This window comes from Colwellia sp. RSH04 (assembly GCF_003545765.1).
GTDB lineage: Bacteria > Pseudomonadota > Gammaproteobacteria > Enterobacterales > Alteromonadaceae > Colwellia.
In genome coordinates, this window is the sequence record NZ_QXIO01000013.1 from 1 (window position 1) to 18473 (window position 18473).

Consider the following 18473-nt stretch of genomic DNA (forward strand, 5'->3'; position numbering starts at 1 on the left):
TTTTGCTTAGCGACAATAGCGACATAGAACCACCTGATCCCATTCCGAACTCAGAAGTGAAATGTGTTAGCGCCGATGGTAGTGTGGGAGTTCCCATGTGAGAGTAGGACATTGCTAAGCTCCTAATTAAATGCTTTAGAGATGAAGCGCAGCGCCGATGGTAGTGTGACTTAGGTTACGAGAAGCCCATGTGAGAGCGTAGCGGGACATTGCTAAGCTTCTAATTAAAGAAACCCGTAGCTAACGCTACGGGTTTTTTGCTTTCTGTGATTTGATAGTTAGGCTTACGATTAAGCACTAGGCTCACTTATTTCAAACTCAGCTGTGAAATATGTTAGCGCCGGTCGTTCATAGTCACCCATGACTTCACGACATTTATGTATCCTTGCATGTCATGGTTGTGCTGCTTATATAAAGTGAAGTCCTTAAAAAATCATAATCGATAATGTACAGGTAAGTAGTTCAACAGGAGCATCATTTATATTTGTATTATCATAAAACAAACGTACATTTGAGATAATGAGTTATGCGACATTCTCTTTTTGATAATGGACACTTTATTCTTCGGCTAGTGAAACTCTAAGAAATTAAAATCATATTATCTTCGGTATAATTTTAAAATTTAAATATTTGACCAGTATTGTTATTTTTATGAAATTGTATTGTTACTTTAATGTTAATTTTTAGGGTGTAAGTTACTGATTTATATTGATTGTCATGAATGATTCTAAATGTTTTTTTAGTAATATATTATTACATTCAAATTGTATACAGTATGATAATTTGTTTGGTATTATTCAAATGTTACTGATTTGTTATTCATTCCCTGTTAGCAAATTACTAATGTTATGGTTTGTAGTTTGAACTGATCTGTCAATCAACTTTCTACGCTATATCCCGCTGGGCTAGGGGCCCCTGGTCCAGCACCTTACTTTAGTTTTTCTTCTGCAATATTCTAGTCATTAATATTAGGGTTCTTTTGAAAAATATTCTATTAAGTTAAATTATTACTTGAATTATTTAGGGTCACCCCCACATAGTTTTTAACTATATTTTTAATAAATATTTAACACGTTTAATAGGAGATGGCTTAAATGTCAGAAACTAATCAAGTAGAAACTCATGGCTTCCAAACTGAGGTTAAACAATTACTTCAACTAATGATCCACTCACTTTATTCTAATAAAGAAATATTCTTACGTGAGCTAGTTTCTAATGCAGCAGATGCGGCAGATAAATTACGATTCAAAGCACTTTCTGATAATGCTTTATATGAAAATGATGGTGACCTTCGTGTTCGTGTTAGTTGTGATAAAGAAAATAACACGGTAACCATTTCAGATAATGGTATAGGTATGAATCACGATGATGTAGTTGAGCATCTTGGTACTATTGCAAAATCAGGTACGGCTGAGTTTTTCTCTCAATTATCTGGTGACCAAGCTGCTGACTCGCAATTAATTGGCCAATTTGGTGTCGGTTTTTACTCAGCATTTATCGTTGCTGATAAAGTCACCGTTCGCACTAGAAAAGCGGGTGAATCAGCGAGTGATGGTGTGGAGTGGGTTAGTGAAGGTGAAGGTGAGTTCACAACAGCTAAAATTGAAAAGGCTAACCGTGGTACTGATATTATACTGCACTTACGTGAAGATGAAGCTGAGTTTGCTGATGATTGGCGCTTAAAGTCTATTGTTACTAAATACTCCGACCATATCTCTGTTTCTGTTGAAATGCTAACACCAGAAGTACCTGCTGTTGAAGCTGTTGCTGAAGTTAAAGACGATGAAGGTAATGTGACAACACCAGCCGTTGAAGCCAAAGATGCTGTACCAGCATTATGGGAGCCTATCAATAAAGCCACTGCATTATGGACTCGTGAAAAAGCGGATGTCAGTGAAGATGAATACAAAGAGTTTTATAAACACGTTTCGCATGATTTTGGCGATCCTTTACTTTGGGAACATAATAAGGTTGAAGGAAAAACTGAATATACCTCTTTGTTATACGTTCCGTCAAAAGCGCCATTTGATATGTATAACCGCGAAAAACAACATGGCTTAAAGTTATATGTACAACGTGTATTCATTATGGATGATGCCGAACAGTTTATGCCAACCTACTTACGATTTGTTAAAGGGTTATTAGATTCAAATGATCTGCCATTAAACGTATCACGTGAAATTTTGCAGGATAATAAAATTACGCAAGCTATTCGCAAAGGTTGTACTAAGCGAGTACTGAAAATGCTTGAGAAGTTAGGCAAAAAAGATGCTGATAAATATCAAGGATTTTGGGATGAATTTGGTCAAGTTCTAAAAGAAGGTCCAGCGGAAGACCATGCAAATAAAGAACAAGTTGCAGGCTTACTACGCTTTGCTTCAACGCACGATGATAATGCAACACAAAGTGTTTCTTTAGCATCATACATCGAGCGTATGAAAGAAGGACAAGATAAAATTTATTATGTTGTTGCTGACAGTTTTGAAGCGGCTAAAAACAGCCCGCATCTAGAAGTATTTCGTAAAAAAGGCATTGAAGTGTTGTTGATGTCCGATCGTATTGATGAGTGGTTAGTCAGTCATTTAACTGAATTTGATGGCAAACAGCTTCAATCTGTTACCCGTGGCGGTTTAGATTTAGGCGATATGGATGATGAAGAAACTAAAGAAGCGCAAGAAAAATTAGAAAAAGAGTTTGATTCAGTTGTTAAGCGTATTAAAGATACCCTTGAAGGTAAGGCCAAAGACGTTAAGCTTTCTCAACGTTTAACTGATTCTCCAGCCTGTATTGTTGCCGATGAGCACGATATGAGTAGCCAAATGGCGAAGCTGATGCAGTCAGTTGGTCAACCTGTTCCTGAATCTTTACCTATTTTCGAAATTAATGCTGAGCATGATCTAGTAAAACATGTCGCTGATGAGCAAGATGATGAGCAATTCAAGCAGTGGGTTGATGTGCTGTTTGAGCAAGCGATGTTAGCCGAGCGAGGAAGTTTGAAAGATCCTGCTAGCTTTGTAACTCGATTAAATAAACTCATGTTAAGCTTGACTAAATAGTCAGCTTTTATTGATTTCTTGATAGAATCTTAATACTTTAGTCTGAAAAAGGAGGTTAAAACCTCCTTTTTTTATCTTTGTCATTAATTGTCTCTTGTGCCCATATTAGCGAGCTTGTATAGTGGCTGCCATAAGCATTTTTTAATAAAAGAATTATTACATTTGTATGATCAATTGATGATATAAATGTAATAACTTTTTTACTTTTTAACCATCAATTTAAGGTTACACATTATGCGCATTGTTTTATTAGGTGCTCCAGGCGCTGGTAAAGGCACACAAGCACAATTTTTAATGGAAAAATTTGGTATTCCACAAATCTCTACTGGCGATATGCTACGTGCTGCAATTAAAGCGGGTACAGAGCTTGGTAAGAAAGCGAAAGCAGTTATGGATGCAGGGCAATTAGTTTCAGATGAACTCATTATTGGTTTAGTTAAAGAACGTATTACCGAAGATGACTGTAAAGGTGGTTTTTTATTAGATGGTTTCCCTCGTACTATTCCACAAGCCGATGCTATGAAGGAAAATGGTATAACTGTCGATAATGTACTGGAATTTGATGTACCTGATGAAGTGATAGTAGAACGTATGGCTGGGCGAAGAGTTCATTCAGGCTCAGGCCGTGTTTATCATTTAGTTTATAATCCACCTAAAGAAGAAGGTAAGGATGATGTAACAGGTGAAGAGTTATCAATTCGTCCTGACGATGAAGAAGCTACTGTACGTAAACGTCTAGCTATTTATCATGAGCAAACTAAACCATTAGTTGATTTTTATCAAAGCGAAGCAAAAGCCGGAAACTGTCAATACTTAACTGTTGACGGTACACAGGCTGTTGAAAGTGTGAGTGCTTTATTGGCTGAAAAACTAGCTTAGTAAAACTACTCTCCACCTTAAAAAAAGCTCGCAATGCGAGCTTTTTTTATGTTTTATTTGGGGAGGAGGAAACTAAGGCATAGTTGAAGTTAATTTACTAAGCGCAGCATAGCAATATGAGGGATATTATCTTCTAAGTACATTTTTGATACTTGTGTAAAGCCATGCTGTTGATAAAACCTAGATAAATGCTGTTGAGCTGATATTTTAATAGGTTGATTTGGATATTGTTTTAAACATTGTTCGATACCTTGCTGCATTAATTGATGACCTAAGCCTGAACCTCGATTTTCAATCGCAGTAACAACTCGGCCAATACTAACATAGTCAGCATAGTTTTGCCCTTTAGGCAAAATACGCAAATACGCAACTAAGGTATTATCTTGGTAACCAAGTAGGTGTGTGGTCTCAGGGTGTCTATCTAACTCACCTTTATTACCGTCTAAATCAGGATAAGGACAGTCTTGCTCAACAACAAATACGTCAACTCTTAATTTAATTACGTCATATAATTGTTCGGTTGATAATTGCTTGAAAGAATATATTTTCCACTGTGTCATATTGTTAGCCTAAAGCCTTTGTTGCTTATTATAGAGATAAAACTTGCAACTCTCCGTGAAACTTTCGTTCTGTTAAATAGCTTTGCATTTCTTTTTTATATTGTTCAATACATATATCTGGAAATTCTTTAGTGACAACTTGTTTTAGATGTTCCTCTTCCATGAATAGTAAATACCCTAAAGGTAAATATTTTGGATTAAAACTGCATTGATATACGGTAGCCCTAATTTGGCTAGCGGTATAAAACGATTGGTGACCGTAACGTTTATGTAATTTAGGTAATAGTCTTTTACCATACCTTTTAATTGCAGTGTGTTTAAGCATAGACAATCCTTTGTTTGCTTTTAATTAATAAGTTCAATAATTGAAATAACTATCTGAATTTTTCTGCCATTATAAGTCAGAATATAGAATGTTCAATCATTTTTAACTTGTAGTCTTGATATAAAACTTACAGGTATAATTACTAAATAAATCATCATATTAGTATTACAAGTGGATGATAGCTTCGTTAAGAATATGAATGTTTTTTTTATCGATAAAGAAGCCTGCTTGCTGATAGGCTTTTGTTATTACTCCTTTAACTCTTAATAATTTAAGGCCTTTATTCATTGCATCGATCGCTTCTTTACCTTTTGGATGCGCTTTACTAATAACATAGTGTCGTGAATCGTTCAGGACTATGGCAACCTTTTTAACTGGAACTAAATGAACTTTTCCCATTGTAAAGCTCTGATCTGTTGTTGAGTTAAAAGGCATTAAAAGAAAATCTACCCATTGAATGTTAACCATTCTAGCCATAGACAACCAAGAATCTTCTCGAATAAGTTCTTTCAAGGGTAATGCAGAAAGTGTTTGCCAATCAGTCCGCCATAAAGGGGTTGAAACAACCGTTAATTCAGATAAGTCATTAAGGCTTTTAATACTAAGAACCCTTGAATTTTTTGGGCTAGTGTAAATTCCTGCAACATACTCCCCGTTTTTAAGACAGGGGCTGAAATATAAACTTTATCTTCAATTGCTAGCGCATCTTTCTGCCAGTAGGAATCTAAACTGATAAGAAGTTTACCTTCTTGTAGCATTTTAGTATTTCGAAAATTAACCTTTCCAGGCGCATAACTAAACTGATGGTCAAAACCGCCTAATTTCAGTGCTTGTTGAGCAATAATCATGTCAACGACATCTCGCCTGATAGTTTTACCTGAAAAATTATCAATGGTGTCAATATCTCTATTATTGACAAACTGTAGGTAATCTTCGTAAACATCATCACGAATATATATCAGTACATTATCTTGTTTAGCATGAGCTTGTAATATAAAAATTTGAAGAAGTGAGAACACATATAGTGTTATCAACAAAAGAGGTGTGTGCTTGGCCAGTCGTTGAATCATAGATTCATGTTACTCATTTATAAATCAGTCCATAAAAAAGCATCCTTGATAATTATATAACAAGGATGCATTATTTTAACAAGCATGACTTTAACAAATGAATAGCAGTATATAGCTTATTTATTATGACGTTTTTGTAAGACGGCCATCACTTCTTTTAACTCAATTTCTTTGTCTTGCAGCAGTACTAAAGTGTGATAAAACAAGTCTGCACACTCACCCAAAAGGTCGTCTTTCGTTTCTGCCACAGCAGCAAGAGCTACTTCAACACCTTCCTCGCCAACTTTCTGCGCTATTTTGGTGGTTCCTCGAGAAAATAAATGTGCAGTATAACTATCTTCTGGTGCATCATTTTTTCGACTAGCAATCACTTGCTCAAGTTGGCTTAAAAAGTTTTGCTGACTTAATTGTTGCTCTGGAAAGCAAGATTCAGTACCAAGATGACAGCTAGGACCTATTGGCTGACAAGCAATTAATAAGCTGTCTTTATCACAATCGGTTAGTACTTGCTTTACCTCAAGGAAGTTGCCTGACGTTTCCCCTTTTACCCATAATGCTTGCTTAGAGCGACTAAAAAAAGTTGCTTTACCTGATGTTAACGTTTGGGTTAATGATTCAGGGCTCATATAGCCCTGCATTAAAACTGCGCCAGTACCAGCATGTTGAATAATGGCAGGTATAAGGTTGTCCATTTTTTGCCAAGCTAACTCTGTTACGTTTTTTCTGGTAACTAACATGCTCTTACCTCAATATTTTGTTGCTTTAAATAGTGTTTTAAATCACTGATTTTAATGATGCCTTTATGAAAAACACTTGCTGCAAGTGCTCCGTCAACATCAGCTTGTTGGTAGACATGACTAAAATGCTCTATTTCCCCCGCGCCACCCGAAGCAATTAATGGGACAGAGCAATCTTCTCTTGCTCGTTTTAACTGTTCAATATCATAACCTTTTCGAACACCATCTTGATTCATACAATTAAGTACTATTTCTCCAGCCCCTAAACTGACAACTTCTTTTATCCATTCAAAGGTTGTCCAACTCGTTTGTTGAGTACGCGTTTCATCACCTGTAAATTGGTAAACTTGATATTCACCTTGGCCATCATTGGCATCTTTATTAAAAAAACTATCGATGCCAACAACTATACATTGTTGACCAAAGTGCTCAGCTAACCGTGATATTAACTGAGGATCTCTTAATGCCGGTGAGTTAATACTTATTTTATCAGCGCCCATCATAAGAATTTCTTTTGCGTCATCTTCGCTTTTAATACCACCTGCAACACAAAAAGGTATGTCGATAACTTCGGCTATTCTACTAACCCAACTTTTATCAACAACACGACCATCTGAGCTTGCCGTAATATCATAAAAAACTAATTCATCAGCGCCTGCTTCAGCATATTTTTGCGCTAAAGGTACAATGTCGCCAATGATTTCATGGTTTCTAAACTGGACACCTTTAACTACTTTACCGTCGCGAACATCTAAACAGGGGATTATGCGTCTGGCCAGCATGCGATTGCCTCCTCAAGGGTGAACTTTCCTTCCAGTAAAGAGCGGCCGAGAATAACACCGCTCACACCTGTTGGTATTAATGCTTTAACGTCATCAAGGCTACCTATACCACCTGAAGCTTGCCATGCTATATCAGGATATTTTTCACATAACTCTTTATATAATTGTACGTTGCTACCAGAGAGCGTTCCGTCTTTTGATATATCAGTACAAAGGATGTGTTTGATGCCCGCGCTGATATAACGATCCATCAAATCTTCTAAATTAACACCACTGTCTTCAATCCAACCGTGTGTTGGCAGTGTTTTATTACCATTTTCGTCAATCTTAATATCAAGTGCTAGCACAATCTTCTCGCCACCATAGGTATTAAGCCATTTAATGACAAGCTCAGGTTGTTTAATAGCAAGTGACCCGATTACTACACGGTTTGCACCTAGCTCTAACAGTTGTTTTACATCGTCTTCGTTGCGAATACCGCCACCAACTTGAATAATCATACTGTCATGATTAACCACTGTTTTTAACGTAGATAGTTGGCGTTTAGTACTGTCTTTAGCTCCATCTAAATCAACAAAGTGCATTACTTTAGCACCTGCGCTTGCGTAAGCTTGTTGACGTTCTTGCACTGTGTATTGATAGTTTGTTTTTTGGCTATAATCGCCCTGAAATAAACGTACCACTTCACCGTTTATTAAGTCTATTGCTGGGATCATCATAATTTGATACTCAAGATACTGTTATTTGAATCAATTACTTTTTTAAAAGTACTCATTTAAATTCATAAACTCCGTATTTTTTTATCGTACTCGCTCCAAATACCTTGTATCTGAAGCATCAACGATAATTTATAGTGCTAGGAAGTTTTGTATTATTTTACTGCCTAATGTGCTTGAACGTTCAGGGTGGAACTGACAACCAATAAAGTTGTCTTTGGCAATAGCAGCAGAAAAAGCACTACCATATTCGCAGCTAGCAATGGTGTAATCACTAATTGGCGCAGCAAAACTGTGCACAAAATAAAAATAGTCACCTTCCGTTATGCCTTCGAATATAGGATGGTTTGATACATGAGTTAATGTATTCCACCCCATATGTGGTAAACGATTGCCTTGAGCTTTTAATGGCTCAACTTGCGTTGGAATTAAACCTAAGCATTCAACGCGGTTATTATTGTCGCCTCCGGCTGCTGATTTTTTCATTTCAGTTGAAGACTCGGTCATTAATTGCATGCCCAAACAAAAGCCAAGAACGGGCTGAGTTAAACCTTGAAGGGTTGATACCAGCCCTTTGTTGATAATGTTTTTCATTGCGTGTTCTGCACTACCAACACCCGGGAAAATCACTTTGTCTGCTTGCTTAATTTGCTCAATATCATCGGTAATGTTTACTTGATAGCCTAATCGCTCAACAGCAAACTTAACCGATGATAAATTTGCGCAACCTGTATCAACAATAACAAAGTTTGTTGGTGTTAAAGCGTTTGCTTCAATAGCGCTCATTATAACGTACCCTTTGAACTTGGCATTTCATCGCCATCAACTTTGATTGCTTGACCAAGCGCACGTCCAAAGACTTTAAATAAACTTTCTACTTGGTGGTGACAATTACCTGTTGAAGTTGATAAGTGTAATGTTATTAACATTGAATCAGCTAACGATCTGAAAAAGTGGGAAACCATTTGTGTTGACATGGTTCCGACATTATCGGCTGTAAACTTGGCATCGAATTCAAGCCAAGGACGACCAGAAAGATCTATCGCACATTCTGCTCGACATTCGTCCATAGGTAAGACAAAACCAAAGCGGCCAATACCGCGTTTATTACCTAAAGCTTGTTTTAGTGCTTGCCCTAACGCTAGTGCTGTATCTTCAACACTGTGATGATCGTCAATGTGATAGTCGCCAGTTACTTTACATTGCAAGCTAAATCCGCCATGTGTCGCTATTTGATCAAGCATGTGATCAAAAAAACCTAAGCCAGTTTCAATGCTGTTATTACCAGATTTATCTAAATTCACGGTAACATTAATATCTGTTTCTTTCGTTGTGCGAGTGACACTGGCAATGCGTGGCTGTTCAAGTTGCGCAATTATTTGCTCACTTACTTGTTGCCAATTTAAGCTATCACGTTGATATTTAATCCCCTTGATGCCCATATTAGCTGCAAGTTGAATGTCGGTATCTCTATCACCAATAACATAAGAGTGGGCAAAATTAACGCGGCCTTGCTGTAAGTAATCACTAACTAAACCAAGCTTAGGCTTACGACAGCTACAATTGTCTTCTTCAAAGTGAGGACATAACAATACATCCTGAAAAATTACCCCTTGTGAAGTAAATATTTCCATCATTTTGTCATGGGGTAAGTCAAAGTCAGCTTGTGGGTAACTGTCAGTCCCTAAACCATCTTGATTTGATACCATCACCAGCTTGAAGCCTTTCTGTTGGAGAGTCAGCAATTCAGGAATAACCTGAGGTTCAAAAACTAGTTTTTCTAAACTATCAACTTGCTTATCACTGATTGGCTCTTCTATTAAGGTACCATCGCGGTCGATAAATAATATTTTTTCTTGTGTGTTACTCATAACGTGCTCGGTTTATTGTCGTTCGTCTGGAATTGATAACTGCTCGGTTAAAACTTGTTGAAGTTTTGCGATCTCTTGCTCATTGCCAATACTAATTCTTAAACAGCATGATAGTTGTTGCTGCTTGGATTGATCGCGAATTAAAATATTATTTGCGACCAATAATTCAAAAATGGTTGTTTTGGTTTCATTGCTGCTACAGCGAAATAGAACAAAGTTAGCGTTGCTAGTAAAAACTTGCTCGCACCAGCGTTGAGTTTGTAACCATTGACTTAGTTCTTCACGTAAACGATTGGTATCGCTTACACGGTCAGTCATTAATTGACGTTTTGTGGTAAGTGCTTGACTGGCTATTTCAGCAACAGGAGCCGAAATAGGGTAAGGAGCGATTACTTTACTTAATAGCGTAATAACTTCTTGATTAGCGAGTGTAAAACCGCAACGAAGTCCTGCTAAGGCAAATGCTTTAGATAAAGTGCGCAAAATAATAACATTATCATAGTCACTTAATAATTGAGTGCTAGTTTTGTCAGGGCTAAATTCGATATAGGCTTCATCAACGACGACCATAGCACTGTCTTTAAATAACTCTATAGCAGCAGCAATTTGCTCTTCTGGTAGAAGGTTGCCAGTGGGGTTACCTGGAGAGCATAAAAAAACAACGTTAACCTTACCTACTTGCTCTGCTAAACCATCTAAATCTAATGTTAAATCGTTTTGCTTTAGTGGTACTTTTACAATGCCTGCACCATGGTTTTCGGCGCTGATAGCGTACATACCATAAGTTGGTGGGCAGATTAAAATACTGTCTTGATAGGCTTTACAAAACGTTCTAATGATTAGTTCAATACCTTCATCTGCACCACGAGTCGCTAGTACTTGTGTTTTAGATAAACCAGCATAGTCACTATAGGCACTTATCAAGCTGTCAGGCTGAAAATCAGGGTATCGGTTAATATTATTCGCTGATATCTGGTAATCACCCAAACCCGGTGCTTCATTCGCGTTAAGCCAAATTTTTTCTTCACCTGCAACTTGATCTGCACTGGCAAAAAGACGTCTGGCTGATTGGTAAGGCACCATGTCAATTAACTCTTCACGGGCTAATTGCTCTGCTGTTGTCAATGAGTCATTGTTAGCCATATTTAGGCTCCTTCTTCCAAACGAATCGTTACCGCACGTTGGTGAGCGTCTAGACCTTCAGCATCAGTTAATTCAATAATACATTCAGCTAAACTTGCTAAGCCATCTCGAGTTAAGTGCTGAACAGTGTAGCGTCTTGAAAAGTCAGCTAATGATAAACTGCCAATAACTTTTGAATAGCCATAGGTTGGTAATACGTGGTTTGTGCCACTAGCGTAATCACCCGCAGATTCTGGCGTATAAGCGCCAACAAAAATAGAACCCGCATTACGCAAACTTAATAATAGCGTATCAGCATTGTCAGTTTGAATAATAAGGTGTTCAGGACCATAAAGGTTTGAAACTTCTGCTGCTTGCGTTAAATCAGTCGTTAAAATTAATCGTGATTGTTTTAACGCTTTTAATGCAATTTCTTTTCGTGAAAGTAATGCAACTTGTTTAGTTAATTCTGCTGCAACTTCATTAATTAACAATTCACTATCGGTAAGCAAAATCACTTGGCTGTCGCTGCCGTGCTCGGCTTGAGATAATAAATCTGCAGCAATAAATGCGGCGTTGGCATTGTTATCACCAATAACAAGCACTTCTGAAGGGCCTGCTGGCATATCAATGGCAAAACCTGCTACTTGTTGCGATAACTGTTTCTTAGCCTCAGTAACATAACGATTGCCTGGGCCAAAAACTTTGTTTACTGCTTTAATCGTTTCAGTACCGTAAGCAAGAGCAGCAACAGCTTGTGCACCACCTACTGTGTATATTTCATTAATACCACAAAGCTCTGCGGCAACTAAAATTTCGTTAGCAAGCTGGCCATTTTTATCAGGTGGACATACAAGTACTACACGTTGACAGCCTGCAAGTTGTGAAGGGACACCTAACATTAACACCGTTGAAGGTAATGGCGCTGAACCAGCAGGTATATATAAACCGACACTCTCAATTGGCTCTGTTTTTAAAATGCAATTAACCCCAGGGCGTGTTTCAACAGCGATATCATTTGGTTTTTGCGCCGCGTGAAAACTCTTGATTTGCTGGTAAGCTGTTTCTATTGCTGCAATTCGCTTTGCTGAAAGGGCGCTTTTAGCTTGAGCTACTTGCTCTTTTGAAACAGACAAAGTGTCTAACTTAATGCCGTCAAACTGTTCTGTTAACTTAATTAGCGCTTTATCACCTTGCTTTTGAACTTGTGAAAGAATGTTAGCGACTTGTGTTGATAACAATGCATTGTCTGCAATAGCTGGTCGAGCTAAAGCATCAACTTTTTGCTGTGCTGACAAGGTTTGCCAATTGATTATTTGCGTATTCATTTTCTTTACCTCTTTGGGAAATTCAATCTTATTAAATTGAATTAGCCCATCATTTTTTCAATTGGCATAACAAGGATAGAGTCACAACCGAGTGACTTTAATTCTTCCATGGTTTCCCAGAAGAAAGTTTCAGTTGCGACAACGTGAACAGCAACTAAATCATCACGACCCGCTAAAGGCAGTACAGTAGGTGTTTCTTTTCCAGGCATTAAAGCACTGACTTGAGCTAACTTACCTTTTGGAGCGTGCAGCATGATGTATTTGCTTTCGTTTGCCTTCATTACCCCTTGAATTCGAGGTAGAATGGTATCAAGTATCTTTTGCTTACTTGGCTCAAGTACTGCGGGGTTTTGAATTAAAGATGCCGTTGACTTAAAGATAACTTCAACTTCTTTTAAGCCATTAGCTTCAAGTGTTGCGCCAGTAGAAACTAAATCACAAATACCGTCTGACAATCCTACGCGAGGGGCAACTTCAACAGAGCCCTTTAATAAACAAAAATCAACGTTAATACCGTTATTTCTTGCAAAACGATTTAATAACTGTGGATATGTTGTAGCAAAACGCAAGCCATCTAAACTTTTAATACCTTGATAGTTAAACTCTTCAGGCATCGCAATAGATAAGCGACAACCACCAAAGTTTAAACCAGTTGTTTTTACGTAATTGTGTTCTTGTTCCATTAATTGACGCTCTAACGCTGCTTCTTCTAGTGTATTGTCACCCACAATACCTAAATCGCATACGCCATCCATTACAAGACCCGGAATATCACTACTGCGTACACGCATGATATCTATTGGCATATTACTCACGTGGGCAAGTAAACGTCTGTCGCTTACGTTAAGTTTTAAACCACAACGCTTTAAGAGCTTTTGTGTGTCATCACTAAGTCGTCCTGATTTTTGCATGGCTATACGTAATCTTGGTTCTGTAGTCATTGTCTTTATTCCTAATTTTTAAAATTTGTTTCGTTGCAAACTAACGTTATGCGCCCTAAGGCATGTATATACAATTTCTCGGGCTTTAAAATGCGAAAACCCCCGAGAGAGTTTGGACTCTTTCGGGGGTTTAATAAACTTAATTACTATATGTTAATCCACTGAAAGGCCCACAGCCCATCAGTGATAAACCTGAATGGGCTAATCGCTATGATGATGGTGATGATGTCGGCTATTCAGGTTAAATATCATTAAGGTAGACCTCAGTAATTGTTATTTGTTTGATGTTGTATACTTATTAAGTAACAACAAACAATAATTATTTTATAAGGGATACATTACTGATTAAAATGTTTAGCTGCAAGTAATAAATAAACTTTTTTTATTGTTATTTGTTATATGCAGTTACTAAGCGATTATACCTCTAATAATTGTTATAGTATCGATAAGTAAAGTAATTTTGGTAAGTGCCGATATAATAAGAAATAAATCAGTAAGGTTAACAATAAAGTAACATTTGAGTGTCATTTATGGATATATTCACAACGCAATTAACCAGGGTTGTACCAGTACCAATTAAACCGGCGAAACTTAAAGTTAAAGCTTTATTAAAAGATGCTGGCGCAGGAAAATTAAAAGAAGATCTTGATCATCTTGAAAATCATGATTATTACTTCAATCAAAGTGATGAGAGCATTCAAGCGTTAAAAGATGAGCAAGAGCATCAGTCAACTAAAGATGATGAAAAGAATGCCCAGAGCTCAAATCAAATAGAAGATGATGCGAAGAAAAAAGCTGAACAGCCGTCAGAAAAAGCTAACCATGATGAAATTACCGAAGTAGATGGTGTAAAGCATTTAGATTTGTACGTATAAATATTATTGTTCTTATCGAATATTTGAATTGATTCCACAATCGCCAGACAAACTAGGCAGAAAAAGTAAAGCATAACGCTTTACTTTTTTTATAGGCGTATTGCTTGGTGCTTTAGTTTTTTACTTGTATACTTGCTTCTTTATCAAGCCTGCTTTTCTTTGTTTTACTCACTATTTATGACTTCAGTTCAACAAGCCTTTTCTAGTAATGGAGCTCTTGCCAATACCATAACAGGTTACTCTCCAAGACAAGCCCAAACCGATATGGCGTTGCAAGTTGCTAAAGCAATTAATCAAGAGTCATCACTAATCGTTGAAGCGGGAACAGGTACAGGAAAGACCTTTGCTTATTTAATTCCTGCTTTTTTAAGCGTTGCAGGTAATAAAAAAATAATTGACTCACTAAGTCAATCAAGTTCAGAGCCTTTGACTGAACAAACGAATGCGTTAGTTGACGACGAATCCTTGGCAGAGAATAAAAAAATCATAATCTCGACCGGAACAAAGAACCTTCAAGAACAGCTATTTCATAAAGATATTCCGCTAGTAAAAAAAGCATTAGCCAGTAATGCGCAAATAGCACTGTTAAAAGGTCGAGCAAACTACTTGTGCTTGTATCGATTAGAGCAATACCAACAAACACGCGGGCAGTTAGATGCAACTATGCTGGCCGATTTAGTCAAGGTGAAAAGCTGGGCAAATACCACACAAAGCGGTGATATAGGTGAATTGGTCAATGTCAGTGAAGACTCTGCTGTTTTTCCCTTTGTGACCAGCACATTAGATAATTGCTTGGCAAGAGAATGTCCTGATTATGAGTCATGCTATTTAGTGAAAGCTAGGCAGAAAGCGATTGACGCTGATTTAATCGTAGTGAACCACCACTTGTTTTTTGCCGATATGGCGCTAAAAGACACCGGTTTTGGTGAACTCATTCCGAAAGCGCAAGTGATGATCTTTGATGAAGCCCACCAAATAGGTGATATTGCAAGTGAATACTTTGGCGAGTCTTTTTCGACTAGGTTATTAGTCGACTTATGTACGGATGTATTGCAAATTCATCGAAGTAGCTTGGCCGATGTAAAACAACTTGGTTTAGCGGCAGAAAAATTACAAAAAAGTTGTCAGGAATTTCGTTTGCTTTTTAACTTTGATCCAGAACGAGGTAATTGGCGAGAAAAGTGCAACCAGCAGCGCTTCAATCAAAAGTATCAACGATTAAAAACAGATATCGACTTCTTATATCAGGTGATTAAGTTATGTGTGTCGCGAAATGAAGCTATTGATAACTGCTTTGATCGTATTGTAAATATCCTAGCTAAATATGAAATTATGGCTGATGTTGAGGCCTTTGGTATGAGTTTTTGGTATGAAACTACCCCTCGCCATGTTGTATTACATAAAACTCCTTTAACTGTTGCTGATAAGTTTAGTCAGTTTGTTAAAGACTCTGGAGCAGGCTGGATTTTTACTTCAGCCACGCTAGCAGTTGATAATAGTTTTGAACATTTTATTCATCAATTTGGTTTACATGGCGCAGAGCAGCTACTTCTTGAAAGTCCATTTGATTACCAAAAACAGTCACAGTTAATTGTGCCAAGGTACTTGCCTCAAGCAAATAATGTTAATAGAGCTAAAAGTCTTGCTGAACTTGCTATTCCGTTAATTGAAGCCAGTAAAGGTGCCTGTTTTATGTTGTTTACAAGTTACAGGGTTATGAATCAAGTCGCCGATATATTAAGTGAAACTATTGACAACCCCTTATTGGTTCAGGGGCAAATGGCTAAACGAAAACTACTTGAACAGTTTATAGAAAGCGAAGAATCAGTATTACTTGCTACCGCAAGCTTTTGGGAAGGTGTTGATGTTAGGGGAGATAAATTAACCTGTGTTATTATTGATAAATTACCTTTTGCCTCACCTGACGACCCATTATTACAAGCACGCTGTGAAGATGCTCGCAGACAAGGTAATGAACCCTTTGAAAAAATTCAACTTCCTCAAGCGGTTATTGCCTTAAAGCAAGGAGTAGGTCGTTTAATTCGAGACGTGAACGATCGCGGCATATTGGTGATTTGCGATGATAGGTTAGTTAATAGGCCCTATGGGCAAACCTTTTTAAAAAGTTTACCGCAAATGAAACGAAGCCGAGATTTAGGTAACGCTGCTTCTTTTTTATCGCAGTTAGCCATGAAAAAATCAGCGTTAGAAAATGATTAGAGAGATAGTCAGGTAAATTGAGAACCTGAAAAATTGTAAGGTATTTTATTGTGAATTATTTAGCACTCGATGCTTCTACTGAAGCGTGTTCAGTCGCTTTGAAAATTGGTAACACTATCACTAGCCGTTATGAACTGTGTCCGCAATCACATAGTTTAATGTTATTGCCCATGGTAGATGAGCTTTTAAAAGAGGCGGGTAAGCAGCTATCTGATTTAGATGGTTTAATTTTTGGTCGAGGTCCAGGTAGCTTTACTGGTGTACGTATTGGTGTTGGTGTAGTGCAAGGCTTAGCTTTTTCAGCACAGTTACCTGTTGTTGGGGTTTCTAGTTTACAAGCGATGGCACAAATCGCTTTTGATAAATATCAGCAGCCGCGTGTAATTGCGACAATCGATGCGCGTATGTCTGAAGTATATAATGGTTATTATGTGGTAAACGAGCAAGGTATCATGCAACTTCAAGGGAATGAAACGGTACTTGCACCGCAGAAACTTTCACAACATTTGGCTGATAACTCAGTTCAAGCAGCTTATGGCGTAGGAACCGGTTGGGATGCATATGCTGATGAATTATCAGCGTTAAAAGAAAATCCTAACTCTCCCGATGTGTTGTTTCCTTCGGCAGAAGCTATGTTAACTATTGGTGCATTTGCGTTTAGTCAAGGTGAGGGTGTTGAGGCTCAAGATGCTCAGCCAAGCTACGTCAGAGATACGGTATCATGGAAAAAGTTACCAGGGCGTGAATAACAGCATATGAAGTGTTGCAGTTTATAAATAATCAAAAGTTTGCTAAATTAATACTATGCAAGTAACTCATTCTTCAATTAATAATGCCACCACGCCATCGTTAAGGCGTGATGCAGTTCAGTCAACAAGTGTTGACCAAAAAGTAGGGCCTACTAAAAAAGCTATTGAGTCGACAGATGTTGAATCTGCTTTATATGCGCCCACTAGAGCACAGGCAAGTATTCGCTTTGATGAAGCTGCAATTAACTTTATTGAAAACCAAAAAGAAAGTACGTCACAATTTAATTCAAATCAGACAGTGATAAATCAAGAAAAGGCTTCTGAACAATCGATAAACAAAGAAGATATTTCAAGACAGAATCAATATGCCGTCAATAGTTATCAAGGTATAAATAACTTAGCTCAACGTGAGAGTGTTCAGCAAATGCTAGGTGTTGACCTATTCGCTTAAGCGTTAAAGGTTGAGCATTTATTACCTTTGAAAAAGCCAATAGCGCCTGTTTTCAAACAAAAGAGTATAAAGTTATCAATAAAACCTCCTCAAGCACCACTGCTAACAATCAAACGTTTTGGCAACTATACCACTTTTACCTACTGATATTGCTGGCGGTAATTATCAGGCAAATTCCTATTGTCTCTATTCCATTTAATTGGTTAGAAAGCTATTTTCATGAAATAAGTCATGGTTTAGCCGCATTGCTCACGGGAGGCTCAATAATCAAAATAGAGCTATTCACTAACGGTGCTGGATTATGCACCACCCGAGGCGGAGTAAGCTTTGTTATCACTTTTATGGGCTATGCTGGTGCAACTTTGTGGGGGTGGGGTATATACACATTAGCAGGTGCACATAAAAGAGTGGCACAATACTTCTCTTATTTTATCTTACTGGTATTAGCATGCTCTGTTATTTTTTGGGTTAGAGACTTATTAACCTTGATTATTGTCGCCATAGTCATATCAATGTTTGTTTTTCTGGTAAAAATGAAAACACTACAATATTTGCAAATTGTGCTGCAATTTATGGGAATTATAATCTTATTAAATAGCTTGTTTAGCCCCATGTATTTGCTTGATGGTCGAAACTTAGGAGATGGTGCGGCTTTAGCTGCCAGTACATTCATTCCAGAATTAGTTTGGATTGTTATATGGTGTGCATTAGCATTATTTGCCTGTCTTAACTTAGCAAAAAGTCCTCGCAAACGATGAGTGGAGTTACTGCGGGTGCAAACAATAATGAGC

General features: G+C 37.6%; 19 protein-coding genes and 1 rRNA gene. 8 read left to right on the plus strand and 12 right to left on the minus strand.

All coding sequences use genetic code 11. The features are described from left to right. Positions 1–5 precede the first annotated feature (5 nt). The 3 genes from rrf (at position 6) to adk (ending at position 3935) form a co-directional block, all read left to right on the plus strand. Positions 6–120 (plus strand): 5S ribosomal RNA (gene rrf, locus D1094_RS16335). Between the two features lie 974 nt (positions 121–1094). Further along, on the plus strand, positions 1095–3056 hold the full coding sequence (htpG, locus tag D1094_RS16340) for a molecular chaperone HtpG (RefSeq protein WP_118961186.1): 1962 nt from the start codon (positions 1095–1097) through the stop codon (positions 3054–3056). 234 nt (positions 3057–3290) lie between these two features. Beyond that, positions 3291–3935 carry an adenylate kinase gene (adk, locus tag D1094_RS16345; protein WP_118961187.1) on the plus strand — a complete coding sequence of 215 codons (645 nt, stop codon included), beginning with the start codon at positions 3291–3293 and terminating at the stop codon, positions 3933–3935. Between the two features lie 89 nt (positions 3936–4024). On the opposite strand, the gene D1094_RS16350 is transcribed toward adk, so the two are convergent. The 12 genes from D1094_RS16350 to hisG form a co-directional block, all read right to left on the minus strand. Then, on the minus strand, positions 4025–4495 hold the full coding sequence (locus D1094_RS16350) for a GNAT family N-acetyltransferase (protein ID WP_118961188.1): 471 nt from the start codon (positions 4493–4495) through the stop codon (positions 4025–4027). Positions 4496–4523: 28 nt separating this feature from the next. After that, positions 4524–4820 carry a DUF6559 family protein gene (locus tag D1094_RS16355; protein ID WP_118961189.1) on the minus strand — a complete coding sequence of 99 codons (297 nt, stop codon included), beginning with the start codon at positions 4818–4820 and terminating at the stop codon, positions 4524–4526. Between the two features lie 165 nt (positions 4821–4985). After that, positions 4986–5333: a hypothetical protein gene (locus D1094_RS19000; RefSeq protein WP_259337992.1), complete on the minus strand. Its 348-nt coding sequence runs from the start codon at positions 5331–5333 to the stop codon at positions 4986–4988. Positions 5334–5389: 56 nt separating this feature from the next. Next, entirely contained in the window at positions 5390–5890 is a 501-nt protein-coding gene (locus D1094_RS19005; protein WP_259337993.1) for a hypothetical protein, read from the minus strand. Between the two features lie 116 nt (positions 5891–6006). Next, positions 6007–6627 (minus strand): bifunctional phosphoribosyl-AMP cyclohydrolase/phosphoribosyl-ATP diphosphatase HisIE, encoded by a 621-nt coding sequence (gene hisIE, locus D1094_RS16365; RefSeq protein WP_118961190.1) that lies wholly within the window; start codon positions 6625–6627, stop codon positions 6007–6009. Next, positions 6621–7409 carry an imidazole glycerol phosphate synthase subunit HisF gene (gene hisF, locus D1094_RS16370; protein WP_118961191.1) on the minus strand — a complete coding sequence of 263 codons (789 nt, stop codon included), beginning with the start codon at positions 7407–7409 and terminating at the stop codon, positions 6621–6623. Before hisF ends, hisIE begins: the two co-directional genes overlap by 7 nt. Continuing rightward, positions 7391–8128, minus strand: a complete 738-nt coding sequence (hisA, locus tag D1094_RS16375) for a 1-(5-phosphoribosyl)-5-[(5-phosphoribosylamino)methylideneamino]imidazole-4-carboxamide isomerase (protein ID WP_118961192.1) — start codon at positions 8126–8128, stop codon at positions 7391–7393. The genes hisF and hisA overlap by 19 nt, the downstream gene beginning before the upstream one ends. A gap of 129 nt (positions 8129–8257) precedes the next feature. Then, positions 8258–8911 carry an imidazole glycerol phosphate synthase subunit HisH gene (gene hisH, locus D1094_RS16380; protein ID WP_118961193.1) on the minus strand — a complete coding sequence of 218 codons (654 nt, stop codon included), beginning with the start codon at positions 8909–8911 and terminating at the stop codon, positions 8258–8260. Continuing rightward, positions 8911–9996 (minus strand): bifunctional histidinol-phosphatase/imidazoleglycerol-phosphate dehydratase HisB, encoded by a 1086-nt coding sequence (gene hisB, locus D1094_RS16385; protein WP_118961194.1) that lies wholly within the window; start codon positions 9994–9996, stop codon positions 8911–8913. The genes hisH and hisB overlap by 1 nt, the downstream gene beginning before the upstream one ends. A 12-nt stretch (positions 9997–10008) precedes the next feature. Continuing rightward, positions 10009–11139: a histidinol-phosphate transaminase gene (gene hisC / locus D1094_RS16390; protein WP_118961195.1), complete on the minus strand. Its 1131-nt coding sequence runs from the start codon at positions 11137–11139 to the stop codon at positions 10009–10011. 2 nt (positions 11140–11141) lie between these two features. Next, a complete protein-coding gene (gene hisD / locus D1094_RS16395) occupies positions 11142–12446 on the minus strand; it encodes a histidinol dehydrogenase (protein ID WP_118961196.1) in 1305 nt (434 codons plus the stop codon). A 41-nt stretch (positions 12447–12487) separates the two neighbouring features. Continuing rightward, the gene (gene hisG / locus D1094_RS16400) at positions 12488–13387 is read right to left on the minus strand and encodes an ATP phosphoribosyltransferase (protein ID WP_118961197.1); all 900 of its coding nucleotides are present in this window, start codon (positions 13385–13387) and stop codon (positions 12488–12490) included. Between the two features lie 530 nt (positions 13388–13917). Here hisG and D1094_RS16405 point away from each other — a divergent pair. From D1094_RS16405 to D1094_RS16425, 5 genes are all read left to right on the plus strand, one after another. Next, a complete protein-coding gene (locus D1094_RS16405) occupies positions 13918–14262 on the plus strand; it encodes a hypothetical protein (RefSeq protein WP_118961198.1) in 345 nt (114 codons plus the stop codon). A 177-nt stretch (positions 14263–14439) separates the two neighbouring features. Beyond that, complete coding sequence (locus D1094_RS16410; RefSeq protein WP_118961199.1) at positions 14440–16482, plus strand: ATP-dependent DNA helicase; 2043 nt, start codon at positions 14440–14442, stop codon at positions 16480–16482. Positions 16483–16532: 50 nt separating this feature from the next. Further along, positions 16533–17231 (plus strand): tRNA (adenosine(37)-N6)-threonylcarbamoyltransferase complex dimerization subunit type 1 TsaB, encoded by a 699-nt coding sequence (tsaB, locus tag D1094_RS16415; protein WP_118961200.1) that lies wholly within the window; start codon positions 16533–16535, stop codon positions 17229–17231. A 55-nt stretch (positions 17232–17286) separates the two neighbouring features. Continuing rightward, positions 17287–17682 (plus strand): hypothetical protein, encoded by a 396-nt coding sequence (locus D1094_RS16420; protein WP_118961201.1) that lies wholly within the window; start codon positions 17287–17289, stop codon positions 17680–17682. Positions 17683–17831: 149 nt separating this feature from the next. Next, positions 17832–18440, plus strand: coding sequence for a M50 family metallopeptidase (locus tag D1094_RS16425; protein WP_259337994.1), 609 nt, complete (start codon positions 17832–17834; stop codon positions 18438–18440). Positions 18441–18473 lie beyond the last annotated feature (33 nt).

Coding starts and splice junctions, on each gene's coding strand:
- hisA (WP_118961192.1), bottom strand. CDS start 8,128: ATGATGATCCCAGCAATAGACTTAATAAACGGTGAAGTGGTACGTTTA.
- hisB (WP_118961194.1), bottom strand. CDS start 9,996: ATGAGTAACACACAAGAAAAAATATTATTTATCGACCGCGATGGTACC.
- D1094_RS16420 (WP_118961201.1), top strand. CDS start 17,287: ATGCAAGTAACTCATTCTTCAATTAATAATGCCACCACGCCATCGTTA.
- hisIE (WP_118961190.1), bottom strand. CDS start 6,627: ATGTTAGTTACCAGAAAAAACGTAACAGAGTTAGCTTGGCAAAAAATG.
- htpG (WP_118961186.1), top strand. CDS start 1,095: ATGTCAGAAACTAATCAAGTAGAAACTCATGGCTTCCAAACTGAGGTT.
- adk (WP_118961187.1), top strand. CDS start 3,291: ATGCGCATTGTTTTATTAGGTGCTCCAGGCGCTGGTAAAGGCACACAA.
- D1094_RS16405 (WP_118961198.1), top strand. CDS start 13,918: ATGGATATATTCACAACGCAATTAACCAGGGTTGTACCAGTACCAATT.
- hisC (WP_118961195.1), bottom strand. CDS start 11,139: ATGGCTAACAATGACTCATTGACAACAGCAGAGCAATTAGCCCGTGAA.
- hisF (WP_118961191.1), bottom strand. CDS start 7,409: ATGCTGGCCAGACGCATAATCCCCTGTTTAGATGTTCGCGACGGTAAA.
- D1094_RS19005 (WP_259337993.1), bottom strand. CDS start 5,890: ATGATTCAACGACTGGCCAAGCACACACCTCTTTTGTTGATAACACTA.
- hisG (WP_118961197.1), bottom strand. CDS start 13,387: ATGACTACAGAACCAAGATTACGTATAGCCATGCAAAAATCAGGACGA.
- D1094_RS16350 (WP_118961188.1), bottom strand. CDS start 4,495: ATGACACAGTGGAAAATATATTCTTTCAAGCAATTATCAACCGAACAA.
- hisH (WP_118961193.1), bottom strand. CDS start 8,911: ATGAGCGCTATTGAAGCAAACGCTTTAACACCAACAAACTTTGTTATT.
- D1094_RS16355 (WP_118961189.1), bottom strand. CDS start 4,820: ATGCTTAAACACACTGCAATTAAAAGGTATGGTAAAAGACTATTACCT.
- hisD (WP_118961196.1), bottom strand. CDS start 12,446: ATGAATACGCAAATAATCAATTGGCAAACCTTGTCAGCACAGCAAAAA.
- D1094_RS16410 (WP_118961199.1), top strand. CDS start 14,440: ATGACTTCAGTTCAACAAGCCTTTTCTAGTAATGGAGCTCTTGCCAAT.